Source organism: Variovorax sp. GW821-FHT06D12, assembly GCF_059419205.1.
Map to the genome: position 1 here is coordinate 26631 of NZ_JBWKRI010000006.1, position 18267 is coordinate 44897.

The following is an 18267-nucleotide window of genomic DNA, read 5'->3' on the forward strand; positions in this document are numbered from 1 at the left end:
TCACCGCCTTGCCGTCCGTTCTCCCGTGACCACCTCCCGCCGGGCCCAGCCCCCCTCCTTCTCGCCCGGCGAATTCCGCAAGGCACTCGGCATGTTCGCCACCGGCGTGACCATCGTCACCGCGCGCGCGGCCGACGGCAGCCTGGTCGGCCTCACGGCCAACTCGTTCAACTCGGTGTCGCTCGCGCCGCCGCTGGTGCTGTGGAGCCTGGCGCGCGCGGCCGCGTCGATGTCGGCGCTGCGCGCCGGCTCGCACTACGCGGTCAACATCCTGGCCGCCAACCAGAAGACGCTGGCGGAGCGCTTCGCCACCAAGAACATCGACCGCTGGGCCGACGTGGCCTACACCGACGGCCTGGGCGGCGCGCCGGTGCTGCAGGGCGCGGCGGCGAGCTTCGAGTGCTTCAACCGCAGCCGCTACGACGAAGGCGACCACGTGATCTTCGTGGGCGAGGTGGAGCGCTGCACGCACGACCCCGACGCCTCGCCGCTGCTGTTCCACGGCGGGCGCTTCTACACCGAGCACCCGTTGTGAAACACCCCGCGCTGCTGGCCGTCCTGCTGCTCGCCGCGCGGATCGCCACGGCGCAGGGCACCACTGAGCCATCGCCGCTGCGGCAGAACTGGTTCGACGACCCCTTCTTCCAGGTCGCCGCGGGCCTGCCGGCCTGCCCCATGCCGCAGGGCCCCTACTACACCGCCGAGGAACGCCGCGCGCAGACCCACTCGCGGCTGGAGCGCGGCACCAGCTGCTGGCTCGCCGGCCAATGCACCGACAGCAACGCCTACCGCTACGACAAGCCGCTCGCGCCGAAGGTGCGTGCCGCGCTGCTTGCGGTGCCGGGCGTGCGCCGCAGCAGCGTGTGGGTCACGGTACAGCGCCGCTGGGTCTACCTGCAGGGCTGCGTGCCCGACGCGGCCCTGGCGCGGAAGCTCGAACGCGCGGCGCGCACCGTGGCCGACGTCGAGACCGTGGTGCCCGACCTGATGGTGGGCACGCGCGGCAAGCCGCCCTACCCGCTGGCCGGGCACTGAGCGGCGCCGCACGGGTTCTTCGCCGGCGCGATACGATCATCGGATGAATTCCGCGGCCCATGCCGCCACCGATTGACCGCGAATGATCCAGCGCAAGACCCACCTCGACTCCCTGGCCATCGGCCTGCTCATCGTCTGCTGCGCGTTCTGGGGCCTGCAGCAGATCCTCATCAAGACCACCGTGACCGAGGTGCCGCCGCTGTGGCAGGCCACGGTGCGCATGGTCGGCGCGGTCGTGCTCCTCTGGCTGTGGTGCGCGGTGCGGCGCGTGCCGCTGTTCGAGCGCGACGGCACGCTGTGGCCCGGGCTGCTGGCCGGCCTGCTGTTCGCGGGCGAGTTCGCCGGCATCTACCTGGGCCTGCAGCACACCAGCGCCTCGCGGCTCACGGTGTTCCTCTACACGGCCCCGTTCTGGGTGTCGCTGCTGCTGCCGCGCTGGGTGCCGGCCGAGCGGCTGCGCGGCTTCCAGTGGCTGGGCCTGTTCATCGCCTTCGCGGGCGTGGTGCTGGCCTTCAGCGAGGGCTTCGGCCACATGAGTTCGTCGCAGCTCATCGGCGACGGCATGGCGCTGGCGGCCGGCATGCTCTGGGGCCTGACCACGCTCACGCTGCGCACCACGCGCCTGGCCACAGCCAGCGCTGAGAAGACGCTGTTCTACCAAGTCGCAGTGACCGCCGCCGTGTGCCCCCTGCTGTCGATCGCGCTGGGCGAGACCTGGGGCTTCTCGTACTCCGCCTGGGCCTGGACTTCCATCGGCCTGCAGACGGTGGTCGGCGCCTTCGCCAGCTACCTCACCTGGATGTGGCTGCTGCGGCACTACCCGGCCACGCAGATGTCGTCCTTCACCTTTCTCACGCCGCTGTTCGCGCTGATCTTCGGCGTGGCGCTGCTGAAGGAGCCGCTGACGCTGCAGCTGGTGGTGGCGCTGATCGGCGTGGCGCTGGGCATCGTGCTGGTGAACCGGCGGCCTGCGGTACAACGCCCTGCATGAGCAAGAAACTCCACCGGTTCCAGCCCGTCCTCGACGAGATCGTCGCCACCCTGCGCCTGCAGCTCGGCCAGGGCGGCACCGTGGCCAGCTACATCCCGGCGCTGGCGCGCGTCGATGCGCGGCAGTTCGGCATCGCGCTGCGCACCTGCGATGGCGAAGAAGCGGGCGCAGGCGACTTCGAGACGCCCTTCTCCATTCAAAGCGTGTCCAAGCTCTTCACGCTCACGCTCGCCATGCAGCGCATGGGCGACGCGCTGTGGGAGCGCATCGGGCGCGAGCCCTCCGGCAACCCGTTCAACTCGCTGGTGCAGCTGGAGAACGAGCAGGGCAAGCCGCGCAACCCCTTCATCAATGCCGGCGCCATCGCGGTGGCCGACCGGCTCGTGAGCCAGGCGAAGGCCAAGGGCGGCAGCGCCAAGGCCGACATCCTCGCGCTCATGACCAGCCTGTGCGGCGAGCGCATCGACTTCGACGGCGAGGTGGCGCAGTCGGAGGCCGACACGGGCTTTCGCAACGTCGCGCTGGCCAACTTCATGAAGAGCTTCGGCAAGATCGACAACGATGTGGCCGAGGTGCTCGACACCTATTTCCACCAGTGCGCGCTGCGCATGAGCTGCCGCCAGCTCGCGCGCGCCGCCGCCTTCCTGTGCCGAGACGGCGCGCACCCGATTCCCGGCGAGCCCGAGGTCACGGGCGAACGGCAGACGCGCCGCATCAACTCGCTCATGCTCACCTGCGGCACCTACGACGCGGCCGGCGACGTGGCCTTTTCGATCGGCCTGCCCTGCAAGAGCGGCGTGGGCGGCGGCATCGTCGCGGTGGTGCCCGACCAGCTCACGCTGTGCGTGTGGTCGCCGGCGCTCGATGCCACCGGCAACTCGCTGCTGGGCATGAAGGCGCTGGAGATGTTCGTGGCGCGCACCGGGCTGTCGGTGTTCTGACCTGCATTCAGGCCGCGACGGCCACCGGCGCCGTCGGCAGGCAGCCCATGCCGTCGAGCGCCGCCTCCACGGCCTCTTCGAGCGGCGTGTGCGGCTCGCGGCCCAGGAAGGCCACCAGCTTCGCGTTGTCCATGCCCACGGGCGTGCGCCACAGGTAGCGCATCTCGCGCAGTTCGCGAAAGGTGACGACAAAGGGCGAGGCCAGCGCCAGCAGCCACCAGGGAAAGGCCGACACGCGCACCTGGGCGCCGGTGCGCCGGGCCACCACCTTGCGGATCGCGTCGCTCATGCGCGTGCCGTCGGCGTCCCAGTGGCCGGCCATGTGAAAGCGCGCGAAAGGTGCGAGCCGGTCGCGCTGCGCCAGCAGCTCGACCATGGTGCGGGCCACGTCCGGCAGGTACGACCACTGGTGGCCCACACCGGGGTCGCCGGGGCAGCTGACGGCCCGGACGGGCTGCCCCGCCTTCACCAGCCCCTGCGAGAACCAATTGTTGCCCGCCTTCGGTCCGAAGAAGTCGCCGGCGCGCACGATCAGCACGCGCGCGCCTTCGCGGCTGGCTTGTTCGAGGCGCCGTTCCATCTCGACGCGGATCGCGCCCTTGGCGGTGAGCGGGCGCTGCGGCGAGTCTTCTGCCAGCAGCGGGAAGGCATCGGGGCCGAAGTTGTAGACCGTGCCGGGCAGCACGACGGTCGCGCCCTCGGCCTTCGCGGCGGCGAGGGTGCTGTCGAGCATCGGCAGCACCAGCTCCGACCAGCCGCGGTAACCCGGCGGGTTGACCGCATGCACGATGACCGCGCAGCCCTTCGCGGCCCGCCGCACGGCCTGCGCGTCCATCGCGTCGCCGGCCAGCCAGGTGATGCCCTCGCGCCGTCCCTCGACCGCGCCGCGCTTCAGGGCGCGCACCTCCCAGCCCGCATCGCACAGCTGGCGGGCCACCTCGCCGCCGATGCCGCCCGTGGCGCCGAGCACCAGAACCGTGTTGTCGTTGCGTGCCATGAAATGCTCCTGAACAGGGATCGATGGACGAATTCTGGGCAGGATGGGGTTCGAATGGAATTGCCGAACATGCATCACCGGCCATACATTTCCGTATGATCTGGAACATCAGCTGGGAGCTGTACCGCTCCTTCCTCGGCGTGCTGCGCGAGGGTTCGCTCTCGGGTGCGGCGCGCGCGCTCGGCATCACGCAACCCACCGTCGGTCGCCACGTGGCGGCGCTCGAAGAAGCACTCGGCGTGGTGCTCTTCACCCGCTCGCAGGTGGGCCTGCTGCCCACCGAGGTGGCGCTGGCACTGCGCACGCATGCCGAGGCCATGGAAAGCACCGCCGCCTCGCTGCAGCGCGCGGCCAGCAGCCAGGGCGACGGCGTGCGCGGCGTGGTGCGGGTGTCGGTCAGCGAGGTGGTCGCAGTGGAGGTGCTGCCGCCTGTGGTGGCGCGGCTGCGCGAGGCGCACCCGGCGCTGAAGGTCGAGCTGGTGGCGACCAACCGCGTGCAAGACCTGCTGCGGCGCGAGGCCGACATCGCCGTGCGCATGGTGCGGCCCCGGCAGGCGCAGCTGGTGGCGCGCCGCATCGGGAACATCGAGCTGGGCTTTCACGCGCACACGAGCTACCTCGCGCGCCACGGCACGCCGCGCACGCCCGACGACCTGGCGGCGCACGCGCTCATCGGCTACGACCAGCCCTCGGCCTTCGTGCGCGAGGCGATCAAGTCCTTCAAGTCGGTCACGGGTTTCACGCGCGATGCCTTTGCGCTGCGCACCGACAGCGACCTCGCGCAGCTGGCCCTCATCCGTGCAGGTGCGGGCATCGGCGTGTGCCAGGTGGGCCTGGCCAAGCGCGACGCCGCGCTGGTGCGCCTGCTGCCGCGCGCGCTCTCGCTCAAGCTCGACACCTGGGTCACGATGCACGAAGACCTGCGCCACAGCCCGCGCTGCCGCGTGGCCTTCGATGCGCTGGTCGAGGGCTTGCAACAGTACGTTGGCGTGGCGGCCGCCCCCGCGCCCCGGGCGACAATGCCCCGCGCAAGACCCAAAGCTTCTCCCTGAATGACGACGACCGATTCCCCCGACCACCTCCCCCTGCAGGAACCCCGCCTCTGGCGCGACGACCTCTGGACCGCCCGCATCATCAAGAACGAGGAAGACGACGGCTGGGCCGTCGAGATGACCCGCCACGGCGACCCCGAGCCCGCGCTCGTCGGCCCCTGGACCATGGGCCGCGACAAGAAGAACCCCAAGCCGCTGGACACCCCCGCCTTCCACACGCTGGTGAAGACCGCCGCCGAGGTGATCCGCCGCCACGAACAGCAGCTGCACGCCACGCTCAACAAGAGCGTGACGGTCACCGCGCGCAACGACCAACGCGTGCGCGTGGCGCTGTCGATCGTGCCCGACGAGGACAACCCCTCGGCCACGCTCACGGCGTATGACGATGCCGACGACTCGGAGCTGGCAAGCGTGAACGTGTCGCCCGCGTTCCGGCTCACGACGTCGAGCGCCACCGCGTGGATCGAGTCGGACTACGCCCGCCCGCGCAGCTGATGTGTTCAGGCGCTGCGCGCGAATAGCACACGCGCCGCCCTTTCGCCAATTAGCGAAAAAGCGTATGTTCACGCCGGGGTGAGTTGAGAAGAATCCGCCCCAACGAGCAATCGTTCCCAGTCATACGACGCCCGCTGCCAGTGCTGCCAGCGAGGTGTCGGGCAATTAAGCCCGAATCGGTTTCACCACCGGTTCGGGCTTTTTTGTTTTTTCGGTCGCAACAACGCCTTTTTCAAACGGATGCGCGCCATCCGGTGGCGCAGCTTTGCCCGAAGAAAACGCACTGGCAGCACAGCGCTCGTTTGCAGGGGCCGCGCGGCGGGAGGAGACACCCAAAACGCGGTTCCGAAGGTCGGATGTTCCTGATGACTCGCACAAAACCAAAGCAAAGGAATTTGACATGACGAACGCTTTCAACCGCCGCCAGATCGTGAAGACGGGCGGCTCGATGATCGTGCTGGGCGCCGCCTCCAGCGTGGCCGGCCTGGCCCGCGCGCAGGACGGCGCCACCGTGAAGCTCGGCCTGCTGCATTCGCTCTCGGGCACCATCGCCATTGCCGAGGCCTCGCTGGTCGACGCCGAGAAGCTGGCCATCGAGGAGATCAACGCCGCCGGCGGCGTGATGGGCAAGAAGATCGAGGCCGTGGTCGAAGACGGCGCGAGCGAGAACTCGGTGTTCGCCGAGAAGGCCCGCAAGCTGCTGGAGCGCGACAAGGTGGCGGCCATCATCGGCTGCTACACCTCGGCCTCGCGCAAGGCGCTGCTGCCGGTGCTCAACCAGGCCAAGGGCCTGCTGTTCTACCCGACCTACTACGAGGGCCAGGAGCAGGACAAGCGCGTGTTCTACCCCTCGCAGGAAGCCACGCAGTCGGTGATCGCGGCGGTGGAGTGGATGGCGCGCGAGAAAGGCAAGAACTTCTTCCTCGTCGGCTCCGACTACATCTACCCGCGCACCTGCAACAAGATCGCCAAGCCCGCCATCGCGAAGGCCGGCGGCAAGGTGCTCGGCGAAGAGTACGCGCCGCTGGGCCACACCGAGTTCTCGTCGATCATCAACAAGATCAAGGCCGCCAAGCCCGACTGCATCTACAGCACGGTGGTGGGCGGCTCCAACGTGGCCTTCTACAAGCAGCTGCGCGCGGCGGGCCTGGACGGCGCCAAGCAGGTGCTGCTCTCGACCGTGGTGTCCGAGAACGAGATCGACGGCATCGGCAAGGACAACGCCGCGGGCTACTACGCCTGCATGGGCTACTTCCAGAGCATCAAGTCGCCGGCCAACGAGAAGTTCGTGAAGGCCTTCAAGGCCAAGTACGGGCAGGACCGCGTGATCGGCGACCCGATGGAGGTGGCCTACAACAGCGTGTACCTGTGGAAGCTGGCGGTGGAAAAGGCCAAGTCCTTCGACGTGGACAAGGTCACGGCCGCCGCCGCGGGCGTGGAGATCGAGGCGCCCGAAGGCACGGTGCGCATCCACGCCACCAACCACCACGTGTGGAAGAAGGTGCGCGTGGGCCGCGCGCGGCCCGACGGGCAGTTCGACATCGTGTGGGAATCGCCGCAGCTGGTCGAGCCCAACCCTTTCCCGAAGGTCTGAACGCGATGAACTTCGACATCGCGGTGATGCAGGTGTTCAACGGCGTGAGCCTGTTCACCATCCTGCTGCTCATGGCCATCGGGCTGGCCATCGTGTTCGGCCTGATGGGCGTCATCAACATGGCGCACGGCGAGCTGATGGCGCTGGGCGCCTACATGACCTACCTGGCGGCGCGCTTCTTCGCGCACTACGCGCCGGGCTTCATGGACCTGTACCTGTTCGCCGCGATCCCGTTCGCGTTCGCCGTGACCTTCGCGTTCGGCTATGTGCTGGAGCGGGGCTTCATCCGCTTCTTCTACGACCGCCCGCTCGACACCCTGCTGGCCACCTGGGGCCTGAGCCTCATGCTGCAGCAGGCCTACCGCTCGATCTTCGGCGCGCAGGAAGTGAGCGTGCCGCTGGCCTCGTGGCTGGCGGGGGCGTGGGAGCCCACGGCGGGCATCCAGCTGCCGCTGAACCGCATCTTCATCGTCGGGCTCACGGCCCTGGTGGCGGTCGGCGTGTACCTGCTGCTGTACCGCACGCCCTGGGGCCTGAAGGTGCGCGCGGTGACGCAGAACCGCGCCATCGCCGGCGCGGTGGGCATCGACACGCACCGCGTCGACGCGATGACCTTCGCGCTGGGCTCGGGCCTGGCGGGCATCGCGGGCGCGGTGTTCACGATGATCGGCTCGACCAACCCCGGCACGGGCCAGCTGTACATCGTCGACTCGTTCATCGTGGTGGTGTTCGGCGGTGTGCAGAGCCTCATCGGCACCGCGCTCTCGGGCTTTGCCATCGCGCAGTCGCAGACCTGGCTCGAGTACCTGATGAGCGGCTCGATGGCCAAGGCCACGATCCTGCTGCTGGTGATCGCGGTGCTGTACTTCCGGCCGAACGGCCTGTTTGCCACGCGGTCGAGGAGCTGAGGCATGCACGGTCTTTCTCCTCAACGCAAGCGCGACATCGGCGCCCTGCTCGCGGTGCTGGTGCTGCTGGCCGTGGTGCTGCCGCTCACGCTCGACCCGTTCCGCCTCAACCTCGTGAGCAAGTACCTGGCCTTCGCATTCGTCGCGGTGGGCGTGGTGCTCACCTGGGGCTACGGCGGCGTGCTGAGCCTGGGCCAGGGCATGTTCTTCGGCCTGGGCGGCTACATGATGGCCATGTTCCTCAAGCTCGAAGCCTCGGCGCCCGAGCTGCCGGACTTCATGGTGTGGAGCAGCGTCGAGCAGCTGCCCGCGTGGTGGCAGCCCTTCCACTCGCTGGGCTGGACGGTGGTGGGCATCCTCGTCGTGCCTGCCGTGCTGGCCTACGTGTTCTCGTACGCGATCTTCAAGCGGCGCGTGAGCGGCGTGTACTTCGCGATCGTCACGCTGTCGCTGGCGCTCACGCTCACGGTGGTGGTGGTCGGCCAACAGGGCGACACCGGCGGTGCCAACGGCATCACCGATTTCCGCACGCTGCTGGGCCGGGACATCGCGGGCGATGAAGCCAAGCGCACGATGTACTTCGTCGAGGTGGCGGCCATTGCGCTCGTGATGATGGTGTCGCTCGCCATCGTGCGCAGCCGCTTCGGCAAGCTGCTGATCGCCATCCGCGACAAGGAAGACCGCGTGCGCTTCAGCGGCTACAACACGGCGCACATGAAGGCCTTCGTGTTCGCGGTGGCCGCCGTCTTGTCGGCCATCGGCGGTGCGTTCTACAGCCTGCAGGTGGGGCTCATCGCGCCGGGCGTGATCGGCGTCGTGGCCTCGGTCGAGATGGTGATCTACGCGGCGGTCGGCGGGCGGCTGTCGATTCCGGGCGCGGTGATCGGCGCGCTGCTCATCGGCTTTCTCAAGTCGTACCTGTCGGAGACCTTCCCCGAAGGCTGGCTGTACGTGCTGGGCGCGGTGTTCATCCTCGTGGTGTGGGCGATGCCGAACGGGCTCGCGGGGCTGGGCGAGAAGCTCATGCGCCGACGGGGTGCGGAGGTGGCGCCATGAACGCCACGATGACGATGCCCAATGGCGGGCTGCCGCAGGCCGCCTCGGCGGTGCCGCCGTCGAGCGAGCAGATCCTGCGCATCGAGGACCTCACCGTGTCCTTCGACGGCTTCAAGGCCGTGGACGGGCTCAGCCTCTCGGTCGAACGCAACGAGCTGCGCGTGATCATCGGCCCGAACGGCGCCGGCAAGACCACGCTGCTGGACATGGTGTGCGGCAAGACCAAGCCCAGCGCGGGCCGCGTGCTGTTCAACGGCCAGGACCTCGGGCGCCTGAACGAGTACGAGATCGTGCGCGCCGGCGTGGGTCGCAAGTTCCAGACGCCCTCGGTGTACGAAGACCTCACGGTGCTGGAGAACTTCGAGATCTCGCTGCCGCGCATGCACGGCCTGCTGCAGTCGCTGACCTTCCGCCGCACGCCGGCCGTGCGCGCGCGCATCGACGCAATGGCCGAGCAGGTCTTCCTGGCCGATCGCCTGGGCCACCGCGCCGGGCAGCTCAGCCACGGGCAGAAGCAGTGGCTCGAGATCGGGATGCTGCTCATGCAGGAGCCCGAGCTGCTGCTGCTCGACGAGCCCGTGGCCGGCATGAGCCCGCGCGAGCGCGAACAGACGGGCGACCTGCTGCGCCGCATCTCGGCGGGCAAGTCGGTGGTCGTGATCGAGCACGACATGGACTTCGTCAAGCGCATCGCACACCGCGTCACGGTGCTGCACCAGGGCAAGTTGCTGAGCGAAGGCACAGCCGCCGAAGTGCAGGCCGACCCGCGCGTGATCGACGTGTACCTCGGCCACTGAGAAGAAGGAGAAACCCAGATGCTTGAAGTCTCCGATCTCAACGTGGCGTATGGCGAATCGCATGTCATCCGCGATGTGTCGCTGCGCGTCGCGCCCGACGAGGCGGTCGCCATCATGGGCCGCAACGGCATGGGCAAGACCACCTTGCTGAAATCGCTCATCGGCCTGTTGCCCGCGCGCGGTGGTCACATCCGCCTGGGCGGCACCGAGCTCACGACGCTGCCCAGCTACCAGCGCGTGGCGCAGGGCCTGGCCTTCGTGCCGCAGGGGCGCATGGTGTTTCCGTTCCTCACGGTGGAGCAGAACATCCTCGCCGGTGCCGCGAAGTCGGGTCATCGCACGGTGCCCGACTACCTCTACACCTTCTTCCCCGTGCTCAAGGACATGAAGCAGCGCAAGGCCGGCAACCTCTCGGGCGGCCAGCAGCAGATGCTGGCGATTGCGCGCGCGCTCATCTCGGAGCCGAAGGTGCTGATCCTCGACGAGCCCACCGAGGGCATCCAGCCTTCGATCATCAAGGAGATCGCGCAGACGCTGAACGTGCTGCGCGCCGAGCGCGGCTTTGCCGTCGTGGTGTCGGAGCAGGTGCTGAGCTTCGCGCTCGACCTGGCCGACCGCTTTCTCGTCATCGACCGCGGCCGCATCGTGCACGACGAAGCGCGCGCGAGCCTCGACCAGGACAAGGTCAGGTCTTTCCTGACCGTGTAGCCCTTTCTCTTTTTTCCTTCAACCACCCTTCAGGAGCAGCGTCATGAGACATGGTGATATTTCGAGCAGCAACGATTGCGTGGGCGTCGCGGTCGTCAACTACAAGATGCCCCGCCTGCACACCAAGGCCGAGGTGCTGGACAACGCACGCAAGATCGGCGAGATGCTGGTCGGCATGAAGAAAGGCCTGCCGGGCATGGACCTGGTGATCTTTCCCGAGTACTCCACGCACGGGATCATGTACGACGCCAAGGAGATGTACGACACCGCCTCGGCCATCCCCGGCGAGGAGACCGCGATCTTCGCGGACGCCTGCCGCCGCGCCAACGTGTGGGGCGTGTTCTCGCTCACCGGCGAGCGCCACGAGGAGCATCCGAACAAGGCGCCCTACAACACGCTGATCCTCATGAACAACCAGGGCGAGATCGTCCAGAAGTACCGCAAGATCATGCCGTGGGTGCCCATCGAGGGCTGGTACCCGGGCGACTGCACCTACGTGAGCGAAGGCCCCAAGGGCATGAAGATGAGCCTCATCATCTGCGACGACGGCAACTACCCCGAGATCTGGCGCGACTGCGCGATGCGCGGGGCCGAACTCATCATCCGCTGCCAGGGCTACATGTACCCGGCCAAGGAGCAGCAGATCATGGTGTCGAAGGCCATGGCCTTCATGAACAACACCTACGTGGCGGTGGCCAACGCGGCCGGCTTCGACGGCGTGTACTCGTACTTCGGCCACTCCGCGCTCATCGGCTTCGACGGCCGCACGCTCGGCGAATGCGGCGAGGAAGAGATGGGCATCAACTACGCCGAGCTGTCGATGGGCCTGATCCGCGACGCGCGCAAGAACGGCCAGTCGCAGAACCACCTGTTCAAGCTCGTGCACCGCGGCTACACCGGCACCATCAACTCCGGCGACGGCGACAAGGGCGTGGCGGCCTGCCCCTACAACTTCTACACGCAGTGGATCAACGACCCCGAGGGCACGCGCGAGATGGTGGAGTCGTTCACGCGCACCACCGTCGGCACGCCCGAGTGCCCGATCGAAGGCATTCCGAACGAACCGGCCAAGCACCGCTGAAGCGCCGCCCCATGGACCACGACATCTTCGAACTCGGCGATGTCGCGCTGCAGCGGGGGGCCACCCTGCGCGGCGCGAAGCTCGCCTACAAGACCTACGGCACGCTCAACGCACAGAAGAGCAACGCCATCGTCTACCCGACCTGGTACTCGGGCCAGCACACCGACAACGAATGGCTCATCGGCCCCGGCATGGCGCTGGACCCGGCGAAGTACTTCATCATCGTGCCCAACATGCTGGGCAACGGGCTGTCGTCCTCGCCGAGCAACACGCCCGAGCCCTACAACCTGGCGCGCTTTCCGAACGTCACGCTCTACGACAACGTGACGCTGCAGCACCGGCTGGTGACCGAGCAGTTCGGCATCGAACAGCTCGCGCTGGTGGTGGGATGGTCGATGGGCGCGCAGCAGACCAACCAGTGGGGGTGCCTCTACCCCGAGATGGTGAAGCGCATCGCGCCCTTCTGCGGCTCGGCGAAGACGGCACCGCACAACATCGTGTTCCTCGAAGGCGTGAAGGCCGCGCTCACGGCCGACGTGGCGTGGAACGGCGGCTGGTACACCACGCCGCCGAGCAAGGGCTTGCGCGCGGTGGGCCGCGTGTACGCGGGCTGGGGCCTGTCTCAGCCCTTCTACATGCAGCAGCTGTGGCGCGAGCTGGGCTTCAGCTCGCTCGAAGATTTCCTGGTCGGCTACTGGGAAGGCTTCTTCCTGAAGAAGGACGCCAACAACCTGCTGGCGATGCTGTGGTCGTGGCAGCACGGCGACATCAGCGACAACCCGGTGTTCAAGGGCGACTTCAAGAAAGCGCTGGGCGCCATCCAGGCGCGCGCGATCGTGATGCCGGCCGAGCGCGACCTGTACTTTCCCGTGGCCGACAACGCGTGGGAGGTGTCGCACATGCCGAACGCCGAGTGCCGCCCGATCCCCGGCGTGTGGGGCCACTTCGCGGGCGGCGGCAGCAGCCCGGTCGACACCCGCTTCATCGACAACGCCCTGCAGGAACTGCTCGCCACGCCATGAACGCTCCCGTGCACGATCCGCTCGCCGCCTACCGCATCGAGACCGAGCCCTTCTACCGGCCCGCCGGCCACGAGGTGGCGCTGTACCGGCACGCGTACCGCCACCGCATGCCGCTGATCCTGAAAGGCCCGACGGGCTGCGGCAAGACGCGCTTCGTGGAGCACATGGCGTGGTCGCTCGGGCGTCCGCTGGTCACGCTGGCCTGCAACGAGGACATGACGGCGTCGGACCTCGTGGGGCGCTACCTGCTCGACGCGAACGGCACGGCCTGGCACGACGGGCCGCTGACGCTCGCGGTGCGCCACGGCGGCATCTGCTACCTCGACGAGGTGGTCGAGGCGCGGCAGGACACCACCGTGGTGATCCACCCGCTGACCGACGCGCGCCGCATCCTGCCGCTGGACAAAAAGGGCGAGCTGGTGCACGCGCACCCCGACTTCCAGCTGGTCGTGTCGTACAACCCCGGCTACCAGAGCAGCGCCAAGGACATGAAGCCTTCGACGCGCCAGCGCTTCGCGGCGCTGGAATTCGACTACCCCGACGGCGCACTCGAAGCGGAGATCGTCGCGCACGAGGCCGGTGTCGACATCGAACTCGCCGCGAAGCTGGTCACCATTGCGCACTGCTCGCGCGAACTCAAGCACCGCGGGCTCGACGAGGGCGTGTCGACGCGCATGCTGATCTACGCGGGCGTGCTCATCCGCGACGGCGTGTCGCCGCGCGACAGCTGCGACATGACGATGACGCGCGCCCTCACCGACGACCCCGACATGGCGAGCGCGCTGCAGGGCTTTGTCGAGGCGCAGTTCGGATGAACGACGGGCACGGCGCCCTCTCGCTGCTGGCGCGCGGGCTGGCCGGCGTCGATGTCGACGTGCAGCCGCTGGCCGGCGCACGCGCGGTGCTCACGGGGCGCCGGCTGCTGCTGCCCGAGGGCGACGAGGCCCAGCCCCTGCACCGCGCGATGGTGGCGCATGCGGTCGCGCACCTGCGCCACTCGACGCCTGCGCGGCCGGCGCGCACGCTCAAGCCGATGGGCATCGCCGTGGTCTCGGCCCTTGAAGACGCGCGCGTCGAGCGGCTGCTGTGCCGCGACTTTCCCGGCCTGCACGGCTGGTTCGTCGCCGCGCTGCCGCCCGCGCCCGATCCGCTCGACCTGCGCTTTGCCGCGCTGGTCGCACGCATGGACCGCGTGCTGCTGCTTCCCGAAGCGCAGGATGACAACCACTGGGTGAACAAGGCGCACCGCCTGTTCGACGAGACCGTCTCGCGCGCGGGGCTGGAAGACTATGACGCCTTCCGCGCCGTCGCCTCGATCCTCGCCAACGACCTGGGCCAGATGCGCGTGCGCTTCGAGCCGCAGGACTACGCCGTGCCCGCGCCCTGGCGCGACGACAACAGCTACCTGTGGGATTTCGGCGAGGCCGAGACGCCGCCCGACGACGCCATCGCGCTGCAGCAGACGGGCGTGCGGCCACCGCCACCTTCCGATGCACCGAACGAAGGCAACGAAGCGCCACCCGAAGGCATCGCCGACATGGAAGTCGGCCGCTACACCTACCCCGAATGGGACCGCACGCAGGAGCGCCTGCGACCCGACTGGTGCACGGTGATCGAGAAGCTGCCCGCGTGGCAGGGCCTGGGCGCGGCGGGCACTTCGGGAGCGGCTGGCGGCGAGCGCATCGTGCCGCTCGCCCTGCCCCGCGCACGCCACCTCGACCGCACGCACCGCCTGCGCCGGCAGTGGGAAGGCGACGACATCGACCTCAACGCGGCCATCGAGGTGCTGGTCGATCGCCGCCTGCGCCTGCGGCCCGATGCGCGGCTGTTCATGCGCCCCGGCAAGGGGCCGCGCCCGTCGAGCGTGCTGGTGCTGCTCGACCTCTCCGAGTCGGCCAACGACGCGGGCCACGGCGATGGCGCCGTTTCGCTGCTCGACCTGGAGAAGCAGGCCGCGCTGCTGCTCGCCGCCTCGAACGCGCGCGGCATCGACCGGCTCGCCATCCACGGCTTCTCGTCGAACACGCGCGCCGAGGTGTACTACTACCGCCTGCTCGAGTTCGGCCAGCCGCTGGCCGCGCCCTCGCGCGCCATGATCGGCGCGGTGCGCGGGCGCTACTCGACGCGCATGGGCGCCGCGCTGCGCCATGCGGCCTCGCACCTGCAGGCCGAGCCGGCCGGGCCGCGCGCGATCCTGCTGGTGACCGACGGCGCGCCCTCGGACATCGACGTGCACGACCCGACGTACCTGATCGAAGACGCCCGCCAGGCCGTGGCCGAGGCGCGCGACGCCGGCGTGCGCAGCGCCTGCATCGCGGTGGACAGCACGGCCGACGCGTACGTGCGGCGCATCTTCGGCTGGCGCAACTATTGCATCGCCGACGACGCGCGCAGCCTGCCCGCGCGGCTGGCCCGCATGAGCACGCGGCTGGCCGCCGCCCATTGACCGACCGAATGAAGAAAGCCAGGGAGGAGCACACAATGAGGGCCCACACATCCAGGAGACACCCCAGTGGCTGACAGGGACCCTCTTCGCGTCGGCATTCTGTATTCCGAGACCGGCGTCACCTCGACCATCGGCCTGTCGCAGCTGCAGGGCGCGCTGCTGGCCATCGAGGAGATCAACGCGGCCGGCGGCGTCGACGGCCGCGAACTCGTGGCCGTGCGCTACGACCCGCAATCGAACCCCGTGCGCTACGCCCAGCTGGCCGAGCGGCTGATCGTGCAGGACCGCGTGAACGTGCTCTTCGGCTGCTACATGTCGAGCAGCCGCAAGGCCGTGATCCCGGTGATCGAGAAGTGGAACAAGCTGCTGTTCTACCCCACGCTGTACGAAGGCTTCGAGTACTCGGGCAACGTGATCTACACCGGCGCGGCGCCCAACCAGAACAGCGTGCAGCTGGCCGAGTTCATGACCACGAACTTCGGCGCGCGCGTGTACCTGATCGGCTCCGACTACATCTACCCCTACGAGTCGAACCGCATCATGGGCGAGCTGGTGATGCAGCGCCCCGGCAGCGAAAAGCTCGGCGAGCGCTACGTGGCGCTGGACGCCACCGAAAAGGACTACCGCGCGATCATGGACGACATCCGCGACAAGCGGCCCGACTTCATCTTCTCGACGGTGGTGGGCGACTCCACCGCCAGCCTCTACCGCGCGTATGCCGAAGCGGGCTTCGACCCGAAGACGATGCCCATCTCGAGCCTCACGACCTCGGAGGCCGAGATTTCGCAGATGGGCCCCGGCGTGGCCACGGGCCATTTCACAGCGGCGCCGTATTTCCAGTCGATCGATTCGCCCGCCAACCAGCGCTGCCTGGCGCGGCTGCGCGCGCGCTTCGGCGACGGCTGCGTGCCCAACCTGTGCTGGGAGGCCTCGTACTTCCAGATGCACATCTTCGCCAACGCCTTCCGGCAGGCGGGCACGGACGGCATCGCGGAGATCCTGCCGCACATCCTGGGCAGCGAGTTCGATGCACCGCAGGGCCGCGTGAAGATCGACCCGACCAACCACCACACCTGCCTGTACCCACGCATCGGCCGCGTCGACGCGCACGGGCAGTTCACCATCGTGCGCCAGGCGACGCGCCCGGTGTACCCGGACCCGTACCTCGTCACGCACTCGCTGGGCGACTGGACGGCGCGGCTCGATGCGCTGGAGCTCTAGGATGAGGTCGCGCTGCTTTTTCCGCGTTGCAGAAAATGCTTCAGGGCGCACTCCCGCCGACGGGGTACCTTGCTCCGCGAATGTCCCCCGGGCTTCGCCCTCCTCCTTGATTTCGCTGCGCAAGGCACCCCATCGACGTGAGCGTTGGGCCGTGCGGTCGTTGATCGGCCCGCACCGCGACCGCGCCCATCGTGCGCAGGACACCGGGTGCTTCCCGCAGCGAAATCAAGGAGGAGGCCGCAGGCCGGGGGACATTCGCGGAGGGAAGTACCCGGTGGCCTGTGCACACGCCCCGGACAACAGCGCCGAGAGAAAGCCCTGACCGTGGACAGCACAGCCCCCAAGCGACACACCCTGCGGGTGACGCCACCGCAGCTCAAGGAGCTGCGGCTGCTGAAGATCGCGGTGATCCACCCCGACGACGCAGACGGCCGGCAGCTCACCCAGCAACTGCAGCGCATCGGCTGCCAGGTGCAGGCCTTCTGGCCGCCCGTGCAGCACCTGCCCGAAGGCATCGACGTGGCCTTCATGGCCGTGCAGCCCGACTTCATCAACCTGCGCTTCGAATGGACCCAGAGCGAGGACGCCCCCGCCGTCATCGCCGTCGTGACCTACGAGAACCCGACCATCGTCGAGGCCGTGCTCGAGATCCGCGCCAAGGCCGTGCTGCCGTCGCCGGTGCGCTCGTTCGGCCTGCTGTCGGCGCTGGTGGTCGCGCGCGAGGCGCACAAGGAAAGCCGCTCGCTCGCGCGGCGCCTGCGCAAGACCGAAGCCAAGCTGCTCGGCGTGCGCCAGCTGGCCGAGGCCAAGAGCATCCTCATGAAGACGCACGACGTGTCCGAAGGCCAGGCCCACGACCTGATCCGCGAACAGGCCATGAGCAAGCGCACCACAATGGAAGACATTGCCGCGGCCATCGTCAACGCCAACGAGATCCTCTCGCTGGGCACGCGCGGCCCCAAGCCCGGGCCGGGCTGAACGCGCTCAGAGCTGGCGAAACGCCGTCAGCACCTTCAGCACGCTCTGCGTGGCGCCGTCGAGCGTGGCGTGCGGGCGGTGCGCGATGCCCAGGCGGCGCGTGAGCTTGGGCGTGACCGGCACGATCTGCATGCGCTCGTTGAGCGCCGCGTCGGTGGTCTGCTGCAGCGGCAACAGTGCCGCGCCGTAGCCCGCCGCCACCAGGCTGCGGATCGCCGCGTCGTAGTTGAGCTCGATGCGCGCGCGCGGCGCAAAGCCGGCCGCGGCAAACCACTCCATCGACAGCCGGTACATGTGCGTGGTCGCGTCGTTGAAGATCAGCGGCTGCGTCGCCAGCCAGGCCGGCGTGGCGCGCTTGGGCGCCTTCCAGCGCGGCGGCACGAAGGCCATCATGGGCTGCGTGCGCCACGGCGTGACCACCAGCTCGCGCTGCAGCGGCTGCGGCATCGCCACCAGGCCGATGTCGAGCGTGCCCGCCGCCAGCCGCGCCATCGCCTCGGCCGAGCCGAGGATGCTCACCTCGACGTCGATGCCCGCATGGCCCACGCCCAGCGCCTCGAGCACCTGCGGCAGCAGGTCGACCACCACGCCGGTGGAGGTGCCCAGCCGCACGCGGCCCGTGCGGCCCTCGGCCTGGCGCTTGACGGCCTCCACCGCCTCGTCGGTGTCGCGCAGCAGCTTGCGCCCGCGCTCGACCAGCGCCGCGCCGGCCGCGGTGGGCGTGACGCGGCGGTTGCCGCGCACCACCAGCTGCGCGCCCAGGCGCGATTCGAGCTCGCTGATGTGCAGGCTCACGGTGGGCTGCGCCAGGTGCAGCGCCTGCGCCGCCGCCGAGAAGGTGCCCAGGTCGGCAATGGCGATGAGCGTGCGCAGTTGGTCGAGGTTGAGCTGTCGCATCAGGAATACTGATTGAAGGTGTCAGAAATCTCAACTTCCACAATAGCA

19 protein-coding genes are annotated in these 18267 nt (G+C 68.8%); 17 read left to right on the forward strand and 2 right to left on the reverse strand.

The window, feature by feature from the left end; all coding sequences use genetic code 11:
• The first annotated feature begins 25 nt into the window (after nt 1–25).
• From AC07SQ_RS19045 to AC07SQ_RS19060, 4 genes are all read left to right on the forward strand, one after another.
• A complete protein-coding gene (locus AC07SQ_RS19045; protein ID WP_070061352.1) occupies nt 26–535 on the forward strand; it encodes a flavin reductase family protein in 510 nt (169 codons plus the stop codon).
• Nucleotides 532–1035, forward strand: coding sequence for a BON domain-containing protein (locus AC07SQ_RS19050; protein ID WP_495272520.1), 504 nt, complete (start codon nt 532–534; stop codon nt 1033–1035). Before AC07SQ_RS19045 ends, AC07SQ_RS19050 begins: the two co-directional genes overlap by 4 nt.
• Before the next feature lie 82 nt (nt 1036–1117).
• On the forward strand, nt 1118–2026 hold the full coding sequence (locus AC07SQ_RS19055) for a DMT family transporter (protein WP_495272521.1): 909 nt from the start codon (nt 1118–1120) through the stop codon (nt 2024–2026).
• On the forward strand, nt 2023–2967 hold the full coding sequence (locus AC07SQ_RS19060) for a glutaminase (RefSeq protein WP_495272522.1): 945 nt from the start codon (nt 2023–2025) through the stop codon (nt 2965–2967). The genes AC07SQ_RS19055 and AC07SQ_RS19060 overlap by 4 nt, the downstream gene beginning before the upstream one ends.
• Nucleotides 2968–2974: 7 nt before the next feature.
• Here the strand turns inward: AC07SQ_RS19060 and AC07SQ_RS19065 are convergent, their stop codons facing one another.
• Nucleotides 2975–3964 carry an NAD-dependent epimerase/dehydratase family protein gene (locus tag AC07SQ_RS19065; RefSeq protein ID WP_495272523.1) on the reverse strand — a complete coding sequence of 330 codons (990 nt, stop codon included), beginning with the start codon at nt 3962–3964 and terminating at the stop codon, nt 2975–2977.
• 95 nt (nt 3965–4059) lie between these two features.
• Between AC07SQ_RS19065 and AC07SQ_RS19070 the strand changes: the two genes are divergently transcribed.
• The 13 genes from AC07SQ_RS19070 (at nt 4060) to AC07SQ_RS19130 (ending at nt 17322) form a co-directional block, all read left to right on the forward strand.
• A complete protein-coding gene (locus tag AC07SQ_RS19070) occupies nt 4060–5016 on the forward strand; it encodes a LysR family transcriptional regulator (protein WP_495272524.1) in 957 nt (318 codons plus the stop codon).
• On the forward strand, nt 5017–5511 hold the full coding sequence (locus AC07SQ_RS19075) for a hypothetical protein (RefSeq protein ID WP_070061358.1): 495 nt from the start codon (nt 5017–5019) through the stop codon (nt 5509–5511).
• A gap of 400 nt (nt 5512–5911) precedes the next feature.
• Complete coding sequence (gene urtA, locus AC07SQ_RS19080; RefSeq protein ID WP_495272525.1) at nt 5912–7105, forward strand: urea ABC transporter substrate-binding protein; 1194 nt, start codon at nt 5912–5914, stop codon at nt 7103–7105.
• Between the two features lie 5 nt (nt 7106–7110).
• Nucleotides 7111–8013: an urea ABC transporter permease subunit UrtB gene (gene urtB / locus AC07SQ_RS19085; RefSeq protein ID WP_062470432.1), complete on the forward strand. Its 903-nt coding sequence runs from the start codon at nt 7111–7113 to the stop codon at nt 8011–8013.
• 3 nt (nt 8014–8016) lie between these two features.
• Nucleotides 8017–9069, forward strand: coding sequence for an urea ABC transporter permease subunit UrtC (gene urtC, locus AC07SQ_RS19090; RefSeq protein ID WP_495272526.1), 1053 nt, complete (start codon nt 8017–8019; stop codon nt 9067–9069).
• 14 nt (nt 9070–9083) lie between these two features.
• Nucleotides 9084–9866 carry an urea ABC transporter ATP-binding protein UrtD gene (urtD, locus tag AC07SQ_RS19095; RefSeq protein WP_070061447.1) on the forward strand — a complete coding sequence of 261 codons (783 nt, stop codon included), beginning with the start codon at nt 9084–9086 and terminating at the stop codon, nt 9864–9866.
• A gap of 18 nt (nt 9867–9884) precedes the next feature.
• A complete protein-coding gene (gene urtE / locus AC07SQ_RS19100; protein ID WP_062470426.1) occupies nt 9885–10574 on the forward strand; it encodes an urea ABC transporter ATP-binding subunit UrtE in 690 nt (229 codons plus the stop codon).
• Between the two features lie 43 nt (nt 10575–10617).
• Nucleotides 10618–11655 (forward strand): aliphatic amidase, encoded by a 1038-nt coding sequence (locus AC07SQ_RS19105; protein WP_070061362.1) that lies wholly within the window; start codon nt 10618–10620, stop codon nt 11653–11655.
• Between the two features lie 11 nt (nt 11656–11666).
• Complete coding sequence (locus AC07SQ_RS19110; RefSeq protein WP_495272527.1) at nt 11667–12677, forward strand: alpha/beta fold hydrolase; 1011 nt, start codon at nt 11667–11669, stop codon at nt 12675–12677.
• Nucleotides 12674–13492, forward strand: a complete 819-nt coding sequence (locus AC07SQ_RS19115) for a CbbQ/NirQ/NorQ/GpvN family protein (RefSeq protein ID WP_495272528.1) — start codon at nt 12674–12676, stop codon at nt 13490–13492. The genes AC07SQ_RS19110 and AC07SQ_RS19115 overlap by 4 nt, the downstream gene beginning before the upstream one ends.
• Entirely contained in the window at nt 13489–15123 is a 1635-nt protein-coding gene (locus AC07SQ_RS19120) for a nitric oxide reductase activation protein NorD (protein WP_495272529.1), read from the forward strand. The genes AC07SQ_RS19115 and AC07SQ_RS19120 overlap by 4 nt, the downstream gene beginning before the upstream one ends.
• 66 nt (nt 15124–15189) lie before the next feature.
• Complete coding sequence (locus AC07SQ_RS19125; protein WP_062470403.1) at nt 15190–16344, forward strand: transporter substrate-binding domain-containing protein; 1155 nt, start codon at nt 15190–15192, stop codon at nt 16342–16344.
• Between the two features lie 324 nt (nt 16345–16668).
• A complete protein-coding gene (locus AC07SQ_RS19130; protein ID WP_095948498.1) occupies nt 16669–17322 on the forward strand; it encodes an ANTAR domain-containing response regulator in 654 nt (217 codons plus the stop codon).
• Between the two features lie 6 nt (nt 17323–17328).
• On the opposite strand, the gene AC07SQ_RS19135 is transcribed toward AC07SQ_RS19130, so the two are convergent.
• Nucleotides 17329–18219: a LysR family transcriptional regulator gene (locus AC07SQ_RS19135; RefSeq protein ID WP_070061367.1), complete on the reverse strand. Its 891-nt coding sequence runs from the start codon at nt 18217–18219 to the stop codon at nt 17329–17331.
• Nucleotides 18220–18267 lie beyond the last annotated feature (48 nt).